This window comes from Chromobacterium indicum, assembly GCF_039708975.1.
GTDB classification, from domain to species: Bacteria; Pseudomonadota; Gammaproteobacteria; order Burkholderiales; family Chromobacteriaceae; genus Chromobacterium; species Chromobacterium piscinae.
In genome coordinates this window covers 208,967-226,004 of sequence record NZ_JAYFSJ010000008.1, presented here as the reverse complement: position 1 = coordinate 226,004, position 17,038 = coordinate 208,967, and the positions used below count along the sequence as shown (strand labels likewise).

Annotated in this window: 20 protein-coding genes; 9 read left to right on the top strand and 11 right to left on the bottom strand. The window is 62.2% G+C overall.

What is annotated here, in order from left to right; genetic code table 11:
- The first annotated feature begins 353 nt into the window (after nt 1–353).
- From VA599_RS12950 to VA599_RS12915, 8 genes are all read left to right on the top strand, one after another.
- Nucleotides 354–2,015 (top strand): HilA/EilA family virulence transcriptional regulator, encoded by a 1,662-nt coding sequence (locus VA599_RS12950; protein ID WP_346788898.1) that lies wholly within the window; start codon nt 354–356, stop codon nt 2,013–2,015.
- Nucleotides 2,016–2,156: 141 nt separating this feature from the next.
- The gene (locus VA599_RS12945) at nt 2,157–3,350 is read left to right on the top strand and encodes a PrgH/EprH family type III secretion apparatus protein (RefSeq protein WP_346788897.1); all 1,194 of its coding nucleotides are present in this window, start codon (nt 2,157–2,159) and stop codon (nt 3,348–3,350) included.
- A gap of 2 nt (nt 3,351–3,352) precedes the next feature.
- The gene (locus VA599_RS12940; RefSeq protein WP_346788896.1) at nt 3,353–3,607 is read left to right on the top strand and encodes a type III secretion system needle complex protein; all 255 of its coding nucleotides are present in this window, start codon (nt 3,353–3,355) and stop codon (nt 3,605–3,607) included.
- 42 nt (nt 3,608–3,649) lie between these two features.
- Nucleotides 3,650–3,952 carry a type III secretion system inner rod subunit SctI gene (gene sctI / locus VA599_RS12935; RefSeq protein WP_346788895.1) on the top strand — a complete coding sequence of 101 codons (303 nt, stop codon included), beginning with the start codon at nt 3,650–3,652 and terminating at the stop codon, nt 3,950–3,952.
- The gene (locus VA599_RS12930; protein WP_104946862.1) at nt 3,949–4,695 is read left to right on the top strand and encodes an EscJ/YscJ/HrcJ family type III secretion inner membrane ring protein; all 747 of its coding nucleotides are present in this window, start codon (nt 3,949–3,951) and stop codon (nt 4,693–4,695) included. The genes sctI and VA599_RS12930 overlap by 4 nt, the downstream gene beginning before the upstream one ends.
- Nucleotides 4,688–5,284, top strand: a complete 597-nt coding sequence (locus tag VA599_RS12925; protein WP_346788893.1) for a type III secretion apparatus protein OrgA/MxiK — start codon at nt 4,688–4,690, stop codon at nt 5,282–5,284. The genes VA599_RS12930 and VA599_RS12925 overlap by 8 nt, the downstream gene beginning before the upstream one ends.
- The gene (locus VA599_RS12920) at nt 5,259–5,954 is read left to right on the top strand and encodes a hypothetical protein (protein ID WP_346788891.1); all 696 of its coding nucleotides are present in this window, start codon (nt 5,259–5,261) and stop codon (nt 5,952–5,954) included. Before VA599_RS12925 ends, VA599_RS12920 begins: the two co-directional genes overlap by 26 nt.
- A 5-nt stretch (nt 5,955–5,959) precedes the next feature.
- Nucleotides 5,960–6,436 (top strand): hypothetical protein, encoded by a 477-nt coding sequence (locus VA599_RS12915; protein ID WP_346788890.1) that lies wholly within the window; start codon nt 5,960–5,962, stop codon nt 6,434–6,436.
- Nucleotides 6,437–6,734: 298 nt separating this feature from the next.
- Here the strand turns inward: VA599_RS12915 and VA599_RS12910 are convergent, their stop codons facing one another.
- From VA599_RS12910 to VA599_RS12895, 4 genes are read right to left on the bottom strand one after another with little or no spacing between them, the layout of a single operon-like run.
- Nucleotides 6,735–7,907, bottom strand: a complete 1,173-nt coding sequence (locus tag VA599_RS12910) for an ArdC-like ssDNA-binding domain-containing protein (protein ID WP_346788889.1) — start codon at nt 7,905–7,907, stop codon at nt 6,735–6,737.
- Between the two features lie 11 nt (nt 7,908–7,918).
- Complete coding sequence (locus tag VA599_RS12905; RefSeq protein ID WP_104946857.1) at nt 7,919–8,299, bottom strand: hypothetical protein; 381 nt, start codon at nt 8,297–8,299, stop codon at nt 7,919–7,921.
- Nucleotides 8,300–8,348: 49 nt separating this feature from the next.
- Entirely contained in the window at nt 8,349–9,095 is a 747-nt protein-coding gene (locus VA599_RS12900) for a bactofilin family protein (protein ID WP_346788888.1), read from the bottom strand.
- 60 nt (nt 9,096–9,155) lie between these two features.
- Complete coding sequence (locus VA599_RS12895; protein WP_346788887.1) at nt 9,156–9,965, bottom strand: hypothetical protein; 810 nt, start codon at nt 9,963–9,965, stop codon at nt 9,156–9,158.
- A gap of 152 nt (nt 9,966–10,117) precedes the next feature.
- On the opposite strand from VA599_RS12895, the gene VA599_RS12890 reads away from it, so the two are divergent.
- Nucleotides 10,118–11,050, top strand: a complete 933-nt coding sequence (locus tag VA599_RS12890; RefSeq protein WP_346788886.1) for a prepilin peptidase — start codon at nt 10,118–10,120, stop codon at nt 11,048–11,050.
- A 70-nt stretch (nt 11,051–11,120) separates the two neighbouring features.
- Here the strand turns inward: VA599_RS12890 and VA599_RS12885 are convergent, their stop codons facing one another.
- From VA599_RS12885 to VA599_RS12855, 7 genes are all read right to left on the bottom strand, one after another.
- Nucleotides 11,121–11,801, bottom strand: coding sequence for a hypothetical protein (locus VA599_RS12885; protein ID WP_021478942.1), 681 nt, complete (start codon nt 11,799–11,801; stop codon nt 11,121–11,123).
- 31 nt (nt 11,802–11,832) lie between these two features.
- Complete coding sequence (locus VA599_RS12880; protein ID WP_346788885.1) at nt 11,833–12,345, bottom strand: hypothetical protein; 513 nt, start codon at nt 12,343–12,345, stop codon at nt 11,833–11,835.
- Between the two features lie 531 nt (nt 12,346–12,876).
- Nucleotides 12,877–13,200 carry a hypothetical protein gene (locus VA599_RS12875; RefSeq protein WP_021478940.1) on the bottom strand — a complete coding sequence of 108 codons (324 nt, stop codon included), beginning with the start codon at nt 13,198–13,200 and terminating at the stop codon, nt 12,877–12,879.
- 294 nt (nt 13,201–13,494) lie between these two features.
- Complete coding sequence (locus VA599_RS12870; protein WP_346788884.1) at nt 13,495–13,845, bottom strand: hypothetical protein; 351 nt, start codon at nt 13,843–13,845, stop codon at nt 13,495–13,497.
- A gap of 186 nt (nt 13,846–14,031) precedes the next feature.
- Entirely contained in the window at nt 14,032–15,453 is a 1,422-nt protein-coding gene (pilV, locus tag VA599_RS12865; RefSeq protein WP_346788883.1) for a shufflon system plasmid conjugative transfer pilus tip adhesin PilV, read from the bottom strand.
- The gene (locus tag VA599_RS12860; protein WP_346788882.1) at nt 15,453–16,388 is read right to left on the bottom strand and encodes an ATPase, T2SS/T4P/T4SS family; all 936 of its coding nucleotides are present in this window, start codon (nt 16,386–16,388) and stop codon (nt 15,453–15,455) included. Before VA599_RS12860 ends, pilV begins: the two co-directional genes overlap by 1 nt.
- 61 nt (nt 16,389–16,449) lie before the next feature.
- Nucleotides 16,450–17,025: a type 4 pilus major pilin gene (locus tag VA599_RS12855; protein WP_021478937.1), complete on the bottom strand. Its 576-nt coding sequence runs from the start codon at nt 17,023–17,025 to the stop codon at nt 16,450–16,452.
- Nucleotides 17,026–17,038 lie beyond the last annotated feature (13 nt).

Sequence of the window (17,038 nt, the reverse complement as noted above, 5' to 3'; positions counted from 1 at the left end):
CCAAGTCTAGCCAACACAAACTGCACTGAATCCAAATACCATGGATGGTTAGCAATACTAGTCAAACAAAGTGGAAAAGGCTCTGCACATGCTCTAAACGCTCAAGAGGCACACACGTAACCAAAAAAGCTAAACCACAATCGCCAGCCATACTTGCAAAAACAGCTCACGCCTCCACCATCAAGGACGAGCCGGCCCCATCCCTACAGGGGTGACAAGCAGGATAGTGAAAATTCCGTTGTCAAGTCGCCAAGCCTGCTGATAAGATGTTTGATATGATACATATCATAACGAACAAATTATCAATGCGCCGTGAGACCCTGTAGCTCTGGCCTGCCACAAGGGATAGAGAGATGATGAACAACGATGGCTTCATGAACCGGCAGTTCGTCTTCGGCGATTTCATCCTGCACTTCGACGGCATGCTGACCCACGGCGAGCGGCAGCTGGGCATCCCGCCCAAGGAACTGGCGGTGCTCACCGTGCTGCTGGAAGCCGCCGGCGAATTGGTGAGCAAGGATGAGCTGCTGGACAGGGTATGGCCAGATGACGACGTCAACGAGGAGTCGCTGACTCGCTGCATCTACGCTTTGCGCCGCATCCTGCTGGAGAGCAAGGAGCAGCGCTACATCGACACCGTCTACGGCAAGGGCTACCGTTTCTGCCGCCCCGTGGCCATGGTGACCCAGCACAGCGTGCCCGCGACAAGCGCCTCGGTCGCGGTGCTGCCCTTCCGCATGGAAAGCCAACAGGATGCCCAGGCGCTGCATGGCGCGCTGGTGCAGAATCTGGCCCGTTACGCCCCCTACGGCCTCTGCGTGCTCCCGGCCACGCTGACCCGGCATTGCCATGCCATCGGCGATATCCACGCGCTGCTGGAGCAGCTTGCTCCCGACTACTACCTGGCCGGTCAAACCCAGGGCGCGGGCGAAGCCTGCATCTTGCGGGTGGAGCTGATCCGCTCCCGCGGCCACCAGCTGGTCCATCACGAAAGCATCTCGCTATCCGGCTTGCACCCGGCGGCGCTGCAAGCCAGGCTGAGCAATCTGCTGGCGCAACGCATCCCCGGCCTGCGCGTCAGCCGGATTGGGGAGCTGGACGCCGCCGACACCGCCATCCCCTACCTGAACGCCATGCAAGAACTGCGGCAGCACACGCCATCCAGCCTGCTGCGCGCGCTGGGCCAGCTGCATCGGTGCGTGGAGAGCGCCCCCGGCCACGCGCCATCCTGGCGCGCCTTGGCCGAATGTTATCTGGCCCTGGCGCAACTGAGCCTGTTCGACCAGGAGCTGGCGCTGGAACAAGCCAGGCAGGCGGTCGATAAGGCGGTGGAACTGGACGCCGCCCATCCTCAGACGCTTGGGCTGCTGGCCTTGCTGGGCAGCTTGCGCGGCGAGCATGCGCTGGCCGACGCGCTGTTCGAGCAGGCGCGGCTGCTGGCGCCGCAATCGGTGGAAGTGCACTGCTGCCACGCCTGGCATCTGTTTTTGTCCGGCCGGCTGAGCCAGGCGCAGAACGCGCTGGACGCCAGCCTGGAACGCGACCCTTCCCGCATTGCGGCCAACATCCTCAAGCTATGGCTGACCTTTTGCCAGAACCGCCTCGGCGACGCCGTCGCGCTGGGCAAGAGCCAGTTGCGCCGCTATGGCCAGGACCATCCGGTATTGCAAAGCCTGCTGGCCTTGATCTTGTCGCAACAGCAACAGCATGCCGAAGCGCTGGAGCTCATCCATGCCGTGCGCGCCGCAGGCGAGGAAGCCGGCCTGCTCATGCTCAACCGCTGCAGCGTGGAGTTTGCCAGCTCCGGGGACCCCTCCCCGTTGCAAGCGCTGCAGATAGACAGCCGCCATGTGCGGGCCAGCCTGCTGCCGCTGGTGCTGGCGCGCGACGGCCGCGAGGCGGCGCTGCTGCTGTGGGGGCAATTGCAGGCCGGACGCTACCCCTGGCTGCCGGCATGGCGGCACGACCCTCGGTTGGCGGAGCTGTTCGCGCCGCAAATGTCGGCAGCGGCGTGAGTCCACTAAGCCGACAAGATTCGGATGCGAATCTGATCCGCCGCGCCCAATCTGATCGTTTTTTCATCAGGAATGGCATAGCCCGCGCGCATACAGTGGCGGCCGATACCGACTCGCCCAGCAGCCTTGAATAAGAACACCATGCTTGCAGAAGACAACCACCCATCCGAGACTGCCTCCATCGTCGTGCGCCTGCTCAACAGCGCCTTGCGCGGCTGCGAGTTTTTGTTGCGCCCCGGCAGGACGCTGTTTCTGGTGGGCCCCAGCGAAGCCCTGGCCGAGCCGCGCCAATTGCCGGAGTTGCCCGGGGACACGCTGTACGTGCCGCTGGCCGACGGCGGCGTCAACTTCGAGATACTGATTGGCGAGGAAGCGCAGATCCGCGAGCTGGGCCAGGACGAAGTGAACGAATACCCGGCGGGCTTCAACCAGATCATCCGGGTAGGCGCGCTGGAGCTGGCGCTGCGCCCTCAGGACCAGTCCTGGCTGCCGGAAGTGCTCAATCCACGCCAGACCGACACCCTGGCGACAAAGCCTCCGCGCCGCCGCAACCGTTGGCTGGCCATTCCCGCCCTAGTGGCGCTGCTGGCCGCGGCGGGGCTGGGCTTCGGCAGCTACCAGCAATGGCAGGACAGTTCTCAACGCAAGACAAAGGAGCTGTCGGCGCTGCTGGGCAACAATCCTCAGCGCTTTCAGATACTGCCTGGACAAGATGGCCGCTTTTACGTCGCGGCCGCCAGCGAAAGAGACACCGCCTGGGCACGGCAAGCCTTGCTGCGCAGCGACGATCCGCAAGCCTTCGAGGTCATCACCCCTCCGCGCGAGAACGAACGCATCGGCCGCTGGCTGGCCGGAGCCTATCCCGACCTGGCGTATTACTGCCTGCAATTGAACGATCCGCGCCATCCCCAACTCTGGATCAGCCTGCAACGCGCCGCGCTGAGCGCCGAAGACAAAATGCGCCTGTCGGCCCGGCTGATCGAGCGCCTGCCTTACGCAGACAAGGTGGAAATCATCCCGATGGACGACGCCGCCGCCGCGCGCGAAGCAGAAGCCGGGCTTCAGCGGCTGGCCTTGCCCTTCCGCCGCCAGGACAACCCAAGCAGCGTCGTCTTCGCCATCTCGGGCTCGCTGGGCGACGACGAGTTGCAGCGCGCGCGCCAGTTCGTCGACCGCTATTACCGCCAATGGGGCGGTCGTTACGTGCAGTTCGCCATCGAGTTGAAGGACGACAGTCTCAAGGACAGGTCCTTCATGTATGGCAATCAGGGCTACATCAAACTTGATGCCAGCCATTGGTACTTCCCACACACTTCCTCAACCTCAGGAGAATAAGCATGGCCGCCAATATCGGAGCCTCAAGCCCGGATTCCTTTTACATCAACGTGTTGTCGCAGAATTTTGACGTGACCGGACTCAAGAGCGAAGTAGATACTGCCCTGAACGCCCTTGTCGCCAACCCTTCCGACCCAAGCGTGCTCGCCAAGTACCAAAGCAAACTGTCTGAATACAACCTGTACCGCAACGCCCAGTCCAACGTGGTCAAGACCTTCAAGGACATTGACGCCGCCATTATCCAGAACTTCCGCTAATCGCCGCGCCGGCACCCCGCCGGCGCCAACCTGGACTCCAAGATGATTCCCATTTCCGCCACCCAATCGCACCAGGCCATCCAGGTCAGCGACATCAGCCGGACCGAGCAGCAGACCATGTCGCTGGAAGACAGAATGATCCATGCCTTCGCCGAATCCGCGGTCTCAGTCGGCACGGAGAAAACCGCCATCATGCAAAAAATCGATCAAGCCGAGGATTTGAGCGATCCGTCCAAGCTATATCAGCTGCAGCTGCGCACATCCAATTACAACCTGGAAGTTTCCATGCTCAGCACCCTAGCCCGCAAAGGAGTGGGCGTGGTGGAAAGCCTGCTGCGCTCATGACGCGCGCCTGCCTGAAAGCCGCGCTGCTGGCGCTGCTGCTGGCAGGCTGCCAGCAAAAGGACTTGCTGAAGGGCCTGGACCAGCAGCAGGCCAATGAAGTCATCGCCGTGCTGCAGCGCCACAATATCGAGGCGGACAAGCAGGACAAGGGCAAGAGCGGTTTCAGCATCGCCGTGGCGCCGTCCGACTTCGCCGCCGCGGTGGACTGGCTGAAAACCTACGATCTGCCCTCCCGCCCGCGCATGGAGGTGGCGCAAATGTTCCCGGCGGACTCGCTGGTCTCCTCGCCGCGCGCGGAAAAAGCCAGGCTGTATTCCGCCATCGAACAACGGCTGGAGCAATCGCTGCAAACCATGGATGGCATTCTGTCCGCCCGCGTCCACGTCAGCTACGACCTGAATGCAGGGGAAGACGGCCGGCCTCCACAGCCTATCCACCTCGCCGTATTGGCAAGCTATGACCGGGATATCGAACCGGAGCCGATGATCAACAACATCAAGCGCTTTCTGAAAAACAGCTTCGCCGATGTCGAATACGACAATATCTCGGTCGTGCTGTCGCGCCGCAGCGAAGCCCAGCAACAGCAACCCGGCCAACCCTCCGCCAGCCGGCCGGACAACCTGCCGACGCTGCTGGCCGGACTGGCCGCCTCGGGCTTGCTGGCCGCCGTCGCCGCCTGGTTCTGGCTGCGCCAAGGCCGGCGGGGCGGCAAGGCGACGCTCGCGGAGGCGCGGCATGGCTGAGCATTCCGGCATCGAAGCCGAACTGTCCCCGCAAGTGCGCGCCATTCTGTTCGACCCGCTGTCCTATCTGCATCCGCAACGGTTGCGGCTTCCTGCCGCGCTGGACACCCCACGGCAGCGCGCCGTCGTCAACGACATGCTGATCAGCGGCCATCGCCTGGACAGCCACTGGCCCGCCGGCCCGCTCAACAGCGCCACTCGCCAGTTTCTGCGCCATTGGCCGCTGCTGCCGCAAGCGGCTTACCTGATCGGTTGCCAGGCGCTGCGCGCCGCCCTAGGCTGGCAAGGCGGTCTGCTGCGCCTGCCTGCCTGGGCTCAGGATTTCGCCGTCATGCGTCTGAATCCGCCAAGCGGCATCGCGCCATCCCGCCCGTTCTCCCACAACGACTTGCTGCGCGCCGGCTATAGCCGCGTGCTGGCCTGGAAGCCAGAGCTGCCCTCTGCTCTGGCCCAAAGGCTGCCGCTTCCGTTTCCTCCCATCGTCGACGATGCGCCGGCCGCGCCCGGCGCGCCGGATACCCTGTTACTGACATTGGCTCTGCAATATGCCCAACGACACCCCCATGTTCCGCCCGCAGACAGCCGCTGAGGGGGTGCTGATCCGCCGCGGCCAGCTGGAGCGCCTTCGCCGCGTCCATAATCTGGAGCAACAAGCGCGCCGCCGCGCCGGCCAAGTATTGCGGGAGGCCCAGAATCAGGCCGAGGCCATCCGCGGCCAGGCCTATAGCGACGGCTACCAGCAAGGCATGCTCACCGCCCTGGACCAGATAGCCGCCGCGCTGGCCGACAGCCAGGCCCTGGCGGAGCGATGGCGCGGACATCTCGAGCAACAGGCGCGCGCGATGCTGGCCGCCGCTGTCGACCATCCGGACACCTTGCTGCTGCTGCTGGACGAATGGCTGAAAAGCCAGCCCCCCGCCGCGCCGGAAGCCACGCTGCACTTGCGCGTGCCCAAAGCCTCCCGCCCGCGGCAGGGCGCGCTGATGTCTCTGCTCGCGGAGCGCTGGCACGGCGCCATCCAGATCGACCACCATGACGACAGCCGCTTCATCATGCGTTGCGCCGATCAGGCGGCGGAGTTTTCCCCGGAACAATATCTGGAACCGGCGAGCCGCCAGTTGCTTCAGAGCCTGAATGGTTTGCCGCAGGACTGCCGCCGGCTGTCCGCCGCCTCGCTGGAACAACTGCAGCGGCAATTGCGGCAACGGCTGGAGCCGCTGGCCGCCGCTCTCCCCGCCACCCCGCCAACGGAAAGCTAGCCCCCATGATCACGCCCCCGCCAAACAAGATTCCCGACGCGCGAACCCTCGGCTCGAACGCCGCGGACTCCATCGTTCCGCTATATCTGCGGGCCGCCCAAGCCCAACAGACCGATGCCGCCCAGGAGCATGCCCTCGCGCCCGGAGACGCCGCGCAGGCGCAGGCCTTGCTCGCGGCAATGAAACAGCTGCCTGCGCCGGCATCGGACTCGCTGGCGGACCGCAAGGCCTATATCGCCGCCATCGCGCAGCAGCTGCGCGACTTCAAATCGCCTCAAGGAAACACCCGCGCATTTGCCACCCTGGCCCAGCAAAAAGCCGTGCTCAAGCACCTCCAGAACGAGGTGGGCGACGCATCGCCTCTTTACCAGCCGCTGACAGGGGTCATGCTGGGAGCCAGCAACCTGCAATCCCAAGTGAACCAGTGGATGCAGGAGGTCCTGCTATCGGATGGCACGCCGCCGGAGTTCAGCGACTGGTGACGCGGAGAATCGGCCAGGCTGCGTTCGGCAGGCTGGCCGCCCCGCATGCGGCAGCGACGCGCCGGGAGGGCGTCGGGAGGAATCCAGCCGAGGAACCGCAGCGGCGGCCGGCGCGGAGAAACTCCGGAGGTTTATCGATGGCGGCGGGAAATCACGCCGCTCTTGGAAGCGGTTCAAAGTCTTTTCCAAGCCCCGCGCCCGCCGAGCGGAAGCGCTGACTCAAGACCAAGGACGCAGGCGCTCATGAATCGCATGACAAATCGGCGCAACGCAGCGTCGGGATTTTTGTCAGCCTCTCCTAGCCTGCGGCGGCGAGGCCCGGCACCGCCATATCGATGGCTGAAGCCGCGCGCCGCAGCCTCCGTCGGCTGTCATCCAGCCTCAGCAGATCCCTCGCCATGCCTTCCTCCTCAGCCAGAAACCAGCCGAACAGCTCTCGCGCGGTAACAGACAAGCCATCATAGGCTCCCGCCTGAATGGAGCGCCGCGCCCAGTCCTGAAAACGGCCGTACAGCTCCGCTTCGGTTTCGGGCAAGAGTTCCTGGCTGCCGAAATGGCTCGCCGTCAGCTGCGTCGATTCCGCGATGGCCAGCATGGACACTTCCATCCATAACGCGCCGCGCCGCGCCGCAAACCGGGCCGCTTCCGCCGCCAGCGCAAGCTTCCGCGCCTCCAACGAGGGATCGGCCAGCAGATTCGCCTTCATGAACTCGTTGCCCGTCCGCTCGAACGCCGAAACCGCCGGAGAGTGCCGGCCAAGCCAGGCTCTCACTCTTTCCACCGCATGCGCCGCCCGGAAGATGGCCAGCGGCCCTTCAGCCCCGTCATTGCCGGAGATTCGCGCCATCGGCGCCGCCTCGGCCAAACCGGGCAACCAGCTCAGCATGCTCGCGGCGACCCACGACAGCAACACCGCCCCCTCATCCAAGGCGGCGTCCCCCAGGCAATGCCGGGCAAGGGCCGGAAACACATTCGGCCCATCCGTCCAACCCACATCGCTCAACGCAAGCCCAGTCAAGCGACGGTTGCCGCCCCCTGCCGCCAGATCCATCTCCGACGAAACCGCCAGCGGAGGCAAACCGATGATTTGGGCGGCATTGAACAACGAGCAGCCCTTCAATGCGTATACGGCGTCAGCCCCCGGCATGCCCCCCGCCCTCATGACCGGCAGAGCGAACACGACCAGGGCGGCCTGCGCGCCGTTGACCAGACGGATGTCGGCAAATCGTTGCCGCAAGCCATCTATCTGCTTCAACGTCAGCCAGCGGGGATCGGCGCTGCCCGCCGGCAAGGCGGCGTTCAACAATAAATGGTTAATGCCTTGATAAACCGTTCCCGAGAACGGATTGAAATGGCAGGCCAGCCCAGCCGGCGCAGCCCCAGAGCCAACCCGCATCGCTTCCAGGTGCCTGGAGACTCTGGCCGAGACCTCGCTGAAATAATCGCGCCGTCCGCTTTGCTGCAGACCCATGAATTCTCCTCCTACAGATACAAGCCGCTGATCGACTGATGCAGTCCAGCCTCGCCGCGCCCCATCATCGAAGCCAGCGTAGCCAAGCCTCCCAGATAGTCCGCGGCAGCCTGGGCGAATACCGGATCCGCGGCCGACGCCGCCATCGCCCGGATAGCCGCCAGCCCATCTCCGCCCAAAGGGGAAAATGCGACCTCATGATCCTCTGCCAGCAACAACATGATGCACAAGCGTTCTATCGCCAGCTTCAGAAACGGCTGGCAAGCCCACCGGGCATCTTCCTCCTCGTCGCTCGCTTCCGGCGGCAGAGGCGCATTCAAGCCCAGCCTGGCGGCTTCCGCCGCCGACAACGCATCCGCCGGCACCCGCCGGGGAAAGCCTTGCTCTTCCATCCAAACTCCCGGTTCCAACCATTCAAACGAAACGCAGGCCCGGCGCCTGTCAGGCGCCGACAGCCAAGGAACGCAGGTTCGCCGAGCTTTCGCGCTCGACATCCAGCCCGCGATACAGCTTTTCAATCTCCGCCGTATTCTGCGTCGCGGCCAATGGCGATACCGTCGCCGAAACCTGCGCGACAGCCGCTTCGCGCTCCACGGTCAGCACCGGGATGCCTGTGGCCGATGCCTCTCCGTCGCCCGGCAACGCGCTTCTGCCCATATCGCAAGGATGAGGCGGATGATCCAGCATGGCGATGTGCTCGACTCGCCTCACCATGCCGGACAAGGCCGAGCCTATATCCTGGCGCAGGGTATGGCGGTAGTTGACCGTGCCGCAAACCTGGGCAGTCGGCATCAACAGAACATGATCGGCATAGATATCTCCGTCCAGATTGCCGGCCACGACCACGACTCGGGCATGCAGATCGCCATTGATATCTCCCCCCTGGCTGACGATGACGATAGGATCGCACTCCTTGACCGCCCCATTGGGAATCAGGCTGCCGATAATCCGTCCGGAAACCTTGACGCCCCGGCCAATGAAAATATCGCCATGGATCTCCATGTCGATCTCGATCAAAGAACGGATCTGCTCGCGCGTGATGGTGGGCGAACTGCCCTTGAGCGTGTCGCTGATCGTCTCGTCAGGCTGGCTGCCCGCCACCTCCTGCAGGGCTTCCGACTGCTCGATGGAATCGAGCTTGCTGAGCGCGTCGCTGCCCAGCAGCATTTTCGCGAAAAACTTGCGCATGACTTAATCCTTTCATATGCGCGCCCCAGGGCGCTGCCTTCATCTGGTCTGCGCCGCCGGCTAGAGGTTGACCTTGTAGCGGCCATGATCGGTTTCGATCACCTGCGCTTGCTGGTCTATGCGCTGGATCACTTCGCCATTTTTGAAGCGATCGCCCACCTGTAATTCGGCGGCGCGGCCATCCGGCTGCGTCACCCATACCGATGTGGAGGACATGCCCAGCACGCTCACATCGCGCGCCTTCTGTCCATGCCCGCCGGTGGCGGCCTTGCGCGGGCTTGCCGGCCGGCTGCGAGCTGCCAGTTCCTTCACCTCCAGCTCCAGCCTCGCGACTTTCGCCTCCAGCGTTTCTCCTGCCGGCATGGGCTTCGCGCTCACGACCGGGGAGTCTGGCCGCGACGCAGGCGCGGATGCCGGAGCGTCCGGCTGCGTTGCGGATTGCCGCGCGGGAAGCGGACCGGAGGCTGGAATCCGTACGCCAAGCGCCGGCAACGCAGTCCGTCCGCCAGCCTCAGACGCAGCGCCGGCCTTTGCCGCAATCCGCCTCGGCGCCGGCATCGTCGGCTGGCCTGTTTGCCCCGAGGCAGAGATCAACGGCTCGGCGATAGGCTGCGGACTCACAAACTTCTGCCATAACAGCATGCCCAGCAGAATGAGCACCAGCCAGGCGATCAGCGCTAACACCGCCACCCGTCGGAGATCGCGTTTCGGTTTTTCCTCCGTCAACGCGCTTCCGGGCTTTTCTTCCATCCCGAAATCCTGGAGCGGCGGGGGCTGCCGCCATGCATCGCGCGCCATCGCGCGCTCATCGGCGAAACCAGGCCCTTCCCTGTCCAAGGCCAGACTTTCCGCATCGCCAAAATCATGCATTCCACTCATTCCGATACCTCGTCACATAGGTCAATGCGATAAATATGTTATATTGAAGTAGGTACTAAATCAAACTTTATGTTGAGGGATTTCAAAATCCACATACACCCTCCCCCTCAGACACGCTTCGTCGGAAAGAAAGCCAAGAACATATGATCGACCGGAAAAGCGCGCTTCTCATCGGAAGCGCGAGCATCGCGCTGACAGCGCTATTCGCCTGGCTCAGCCAGAACGCCACGCTCGCCATTCAGTTCGCCGTCGTCCTGCTGATCCTGGGCTTGCTGCTTGGAAGTTTCCTGAATGTACTGGTTTACCGGCTCCCCAAAATGATGGAGTCCGCCTGGAGGCGCGAGTGCGCGGAGGCCACGAATCAGCCGGCGCCTCCACTCGAAACGCTTACGCTATCGCGCCCACGCTCACACTGCCCCGCTTGCCACGCCTCGCTGGCCGGATGGCAGCTGATCCCGCTTCTCGGCTATCTGCTGCTTCGCGGACGCTGCGCCCGCTGCGCCGCCAGAATCAGCTTGCGCTACCCGCTGATCGAGCTGGGCGTCGGACTCGCGTTCTGCTGCATAGGCTGGCATTTAGGCCCCCACCCCATCGCCGCGGCCTGTCTGGTCTTGGTATTTCTGCTGTCCGCGTTGGCGCTGATCGACCTGGATGCCAAGCTGCTGCCCGACTCGCTGACCCAGGCGCTGCTATGGCTGGGTTTGATAGCCAATCTTTTCCACGCATTCGCCCCGCTGCAAGATGCCGTGATCGGCGCAATAGCGGGATATTCATTGATGCGGACGATCGCCGCCTTATTCCGCTGGAGCACGGGACTGGACGGACTCGGGGCCGGAGACTTCAAGTTGGTCGCAGGCTTGGGCGCCTGGCTAGGATGGCAACAACTGCCGCTGATCGTCGGACTGGGCGCAATCAGCAGCGCGCTGACAGGCGGCGCGCTGATCGCGCTGAGAAAGATTGACAGCCATGCGCCGCAACCATTTGGCCCTCACCTCATCGGCGCGGCCGCGGTAGCACTGTTCTGGGGAAACGAGATCGCCGCCTGGTATCTGAAGACGGCCCTGGGACAGGGTTAGCGGCCAACTGCCGCATGTCCCCGGCGGACGGCCCGCCAGGGCCATTCCCAGGGAAAACAGCCGCGCGGAGCTAGGGCGCTTTCGCGCGGCGCGCATCCTTCATGACTTCGACCGGAGACTCTCCATCCAGCAAACGCCTCACCCATCCCCGCTCCGGCGCAGCCAGCACGCCTATCCGCCGCTCCACCCGCTCGGCAAGACCCTTTGCGCCGTGGGCCTCCTCCAGCGCGACATTGATCATCAAGTCCTTGCGGTACTTGGCATTGCCTCGCATCTGAAAAAAGTCCAGCAAATTGCGGTCGACATTTGCCGCCCCAAGCTGAGCCTGCTCGGCATCACGGCGATCGGCGACCTGCTGCTGACGATTGGCCGGCGCGACATCGGCGGGATGGATCGCCATATCCACCAGCTCTCGCGCCAACTGCGCGTGGCCGGCGACGGCCGCGCGCCTTACCGCGGCAGTGTCCAGCGCCGTGATCGGCGCATTGCTCATCGGAAACAGCACGGATAAGGCCACAGCGCCCAACGCATCCCGCGCCCCAAGCGCCTCGGCCCTCAGGAAAAACTTCGCGACATTGCTTTCCGTCATCGAAGCCGGCGGCGCTCCATCAAGAAAAGCGCTGGCTTTCCACTCGTCAAATCGTTGCCGCATTGACTCAGGCACCTCGCCCCTGAAGTAGCAAGCCTGCAATTCCTCCGGCAACACCGCCGCAAGTTGACGTTCATACACCGGGATGTTCACCGTAGACATCTGTCACACCTTTTTGCGATAGACCCGATCATTACCGAATGACACCATGCTCTTTTAGCGCCGGCACCTCTCCAGTTGCGACTCGCTCCATTCGATACAACAACTCCGTCAATCTGGCCAGATCCACCACGCCAGAAACGGAAAGACTAGGCATCGCGCCCTGCTGCAGAACCGCCGCTTCAGCGTCGCTGCGCGCAACCACGAAATTGACCACGGGATTTCGGTCCGGCGCATGAGTCTTGGAAAAACCGACAACAACAAAAACCCGCTCCGCAGGCAAATGGCCATCATCGCCAAACGCCACGCTCTCCTGCGTCAGGCAAGCCTCGTCGCCGACAGCGATCCGATTCATGTAATTTACATATCGACGCACTTCGGCCAGACTCATCACACCCGCCGGCTGAAACTGCGGCATGCAACGCTTTGCCAAACTGGATGCGACGGTCGCAGTGTCCGCAATGACATACACCGAAGCCGCCGAGAACGCTTTCTTAAGTTTTGCCCAATAACCCGCAACCAAAAATACGCGTCCGTCATCGTACATGTCTTTTCCCCTCACTCAGTTACCATGAGTGACCCTGCCTCTTGGCGCAGCCCGGAGGTTACAGTTTCTTTTAGTTTCATTACTACTAGAGTGTACCACAAGGTCACAAAAATTCATTTCCACGAACGCTGACGGCTATACCGCTCATACATGAGCCTCCTCCACACCCGGTTTGTCGGCATTTTGAGCAGGCATGCCTGAACCCACTCCACAACCCCGTTAGAAACAGAAATCACCTTTGTCGGACAATCATCGGGCATGAAGAAACCCAACCCGCTCCAGGGTAATAGCCACAATGGCAGCCCGCCTGCCATGTCATGTTCAATCAAAAAAAAACAATAATATTGATTTAGTATCATCAGGGAAACGAAGTCTACAGGAAAGGTAAGGAATGACTGCGACTATCCGACCAACGAGCATTAAGAAAGCCGCAGCTTTCCGCCCGCTCACCATCACCGCCTACAAACGACCGCTTCAGTCGAAATCCATCGACGCCGCCGCAGACCTCAAGCGCATAAACGCGGGGTGCTTCTATCGTTCAATGCAGTCGACGGCATTCCGCAACGTAGCCCTGATTTGGCAAACCGTATCTTCCACCCAGTACAAATAGTCGCGAGTACAGACTGCAAGTTCCTGAAACTCCTCAATCACGGCTGGATCGCCGATATCATCGGCAGTCCAATACAGCATGGTTTCCAAACTACTGGCCAGCTGCCCCCTGACGCTCAATCCTTGAACAAGATCATTGGCCCGCTCCTGGGTCAGCGCGCCGACCCGAATCGCCTCATCGATCAAGCTAGCCAGCAGCAGGGATTTTTGCGCAATGTCCTTCAGCACCGCTTGAATTTTTTTCATACCAAACCTCTATCAACCCTTCCAGCCCTATCCAAGGAAGTCTCAGCCAACACACCAGAGCATATGCCAGACAAAACAACACGCATCATCATCCGCCAAACCCATGTTCGCACCCACTTCCAATTCGTCGCCCCGATCCAATCACCTAAAGCCGTCTTCACGCCCTATCGGGAGACCGCCGCCGAAACGCTCAATCAATACACCCCGCAAGCCTCAGTACGAAAAAGCATGTCAAAGGCAATGCCAAATCCAATTAATAATTTATTAAGATACATACTTTAACACAACTTTTTATTAAAAAAACTCTAAATAACGCTCATCTAGAACGGTGATTTTCCATGCGATTCTGCCCTTGCCGATGCTCGCCAAACGCCAAACATCGCACTGCCGCACAAGCGCGCCGACCCGGTATTTTAATGCGCATTCATCCGGGATAATGGCATGGCTCGCCCTCCCCGCAGCCACACCGCATGCGAGCCCGTCAGCGCGGCGCATCCGCGCGGCACCCATCGCCCGCGATGAAAGCCGCGCCGCGCCGCTGAAGCCGCCGTTCAGACGCGCGGTCAACCGGAAAGATGCGACCGATGCCCCGCGCCCGGCGTCAATTACACGGCGAACCAGGGCAAAGCCATCATATTTGCTCATAAGATGCGCCATCCGGCGGCAAAGGCGGGATTGAAGGCCTCGGTCTGAGCGAAGCCGCGCGAACGCGCAGAAACTGGAATATGGGCAGAAAAGAAGCCCTAAAGCAGGATGCGATCAAGCGCGGCCGCCGATCTGAAACGCGTAAAAGGATGCAAGACGCAGCCGGTTGCCACGCCCTGGCCATATTTATTTGGTGCACATGGCTACAGCCTTCCAGCAGCCCGACTCCGCCCCCCCGGTCCAGACATACCAGCCCTCGCGATTCAACTTATCGCGCGGCAACGGGCGTTCGTCGTTGCGGGACTTGAAGCCCTGCGGATACTCGTCCCGCGCGATGGTGTAAAAGGCCAGCGGCGCGCTTTCCTCCGGCGCGAGGGTGTACTTCTCATATAGATGCTGGTCTGCCTGATTAGGCCAGCCAGTCAGGTAGTAGCCCCCCGCCACCAATCGGGCCCCTTCCTCGCAATAGGCGATCGACGCATTGCCCCTGTCCCCCTTGGGCGGACGCATCGATTGCTTGCCGCAAGTTTCAACCTCCGCCACTGCGGGCTTGGTTTGCGAAAAACCGCCCGGCGCCCACTTCAGCCTCTGGCATGACAGGATCAAGCCATCCTCATCGCGCCCCACCAAGCCGTTCGGCGAGCAATCCGCCCCGATCACCGCTCTGGAGTCTCCTCCCAATTGCAGGTATTTATTGGCGGTCAGCCGCTCCTTGGCGATGAGCTCGCCTTTCATCGTCGCCTGCTTCTCCACCGTCAGGTTGCCGCCGGCAGATAAATCCGCTCCTGCGGTGATGTTCTGGAAGGCCACCATGCTGCCTAACGCGCCCACATTCCCTGACATCGCCAGCGAGCCAGTTCCCACGATGTCCTTGGCTGCGCCGATGTTGCCGCCCCCCATGTCCAGATTGCCCGTCATCGGCCGGCTGCCGTCGCGCCGCAAAAATTGGTCCATGTCCGAACGCAGATAGCCGCCACGCACGGCGACGATGCCGCCGGGCTGACCCGGGGCTCTGTTCACTATTCGAGCCACCTGCTGTCCGTTATTGTCCGGAAACGTCAACCACCGGCTGTTCTGCAGCATCGACATCCCGCCATTAGCCCCTATCGTCTGCACTGCGGTGGCGGCCGCCACATAGTCGGCCTTGTCTGAAACCGACGGATACGGCAGCAGCAACGGCGCGTCGATGTAAGTCAAGGCATCGATATTGCAGGTTTCCGGAGCCGAACACTGGCTGCCCTTGCTCAGCACGATTTGATAGTTGCCGCCAGTACCTGGCGGTTTGTCGCCGAAACCACCCATGCCGGCGTACTTGACAATCTCCTGGACCGTGGGCTTCGCCGCATCGTGGGCGATCAGCACACCATTATCGATCACTGGAATAGGCGGGCCGGAAGCAAACAGGGCCTCTACGATCTTGGGGTGATACTGCACCACATAGCTGTTCACCCCTCTGGCCAGGCCCGCCAACGCGCCCCCCAGCTGCCGGCCGCGGCTTTCCCGCCAGTCGTTCACCTGGCGCACCCCCAGATAAGCCAGGCACATGCCGATCAAGGTCACGGCGATCGCCAGGCTGATCAGCAACTCCCCCGTCTGCTTCCTGCGCATCAATTCCCCCTGCTCTGAACGTTCACCCGTCGCTGGATGTCCACCTCCCCCTCCAGGCGCGCGTACTCGCCTTTGCTCAGGAACTGGTAAAGGTCCCTGCGCTCGCGCACATCCAGCGAACTGACTTGCGGAATGCCGCTGTCCAGGCGCTGGTGAAACACCATGCGCAAGGAGTCGGCGATGAATTTGTCGGCCTGGATTTCGCCGCCGGCCCGCGCCAGCGAAGCCAGCCGGCTCAGCGCGGTCGGAATGTCGCGCGAGTGTATGGTCGACAAGACCAAGTGGCCGTCCACCGCGATTCTCAACAATTCGGCCGCGCTGTGCGGGTCGCGCACTTCGCCTATCATCAGCATCGAGCGTTCGCGCGCCGGGAAGGAGCGCAAGGACGTGGTGATCGCCTCGGCGAAACGGCGGTCGAAGCCGATGTCCTGCCCCGAGGGGCTATCCGTCACATCGATCTGCGTGCAATAGCCCTCGCCATGCCAGCCCTCGATGACGATCTCCACCGGGTCCTCCACGGTCTGGGCGAAGCCGCCGAACTTCTCGAGCCGGGACACCAGCATCGCATTCAAGGTGGTGGTCTTGCCGGAACCGGTCAGGCCGGAAAACAGCACCAGCCCGCCGCTCTTCTTCAACTCGTCGGACTGCATCATCCGCACATGGCATTCCAGCAGGCCCAGCTCGTTCAGCTTGGGCGCCTGCCCCATCACCTTGCGGCAGGCGTAACGGAATGGCTGCATGCGCTGCACCCGCCAGCGCGCGCCGCCGACGGCCACGGTGAATCCCGAGCGCTGCTCCACCTGCTTTTGCTCGGCCAAAACCGCTTCCGCCATGTCTTGCAGGAAGCTCCTGTGCTCGTTCGCCGGCCGGATCTGCCCGGGAAACAGCACGCAGGACTGCCAGTCGCGCACGTGCAACTGAACGTCGGTAATCATCTCTTGCATCATGTATCCGGATACTCTCGCCGACACCCCGCGCTCGGCGGGGCGCCGCTTGTCATTTGGTGAACGCGAATTCGATATCGACAGTCTTGCCGCCGCCTGGATTGCACGCGGTGCCCAGGGTGCTTACGCTCAGCGCCTTGCCACTAGCGGTGTCCTTCACCGGAGTGCCGCCGATCTTGATCCTGGCAAACAGCGCCTGAACATTGGGCACCAGCTTGGCGCAAGCCTCCGCGGAGTAGCCCTTCGACGTAATCGTCAAGCCGTCATCGTTGCCGAAAACGTCGCCATGGCCCCAAGTCACCGTGCCGCCGAAACGATTCAGGATGTTTGTCCCGCTGATGCGATCCGGCGGAGACAGCTTGAGGCTGACCGCCACATCGGTCGTCAGGCCGCTGCTGTCGGCGCCGCTGCCGAACACGCGCAGAGCGTTGGAAACCGATTGCTGGATATCCGAGGTTTCCGAGTTGACCTTGATATTGGTCATCACCGTCGGCACAACCAGGAAGCCGACCGCCAGAATGAAGGCGATGATGCCGACAGCGACCGACAACTGAATCAAATCTATGCCGGCCTGGCGTTTAAGCGCCCCGCGCCTGACGGCTGTGGCTTGTATGGGCAATGCATGCATGAGTGTCTCCCAT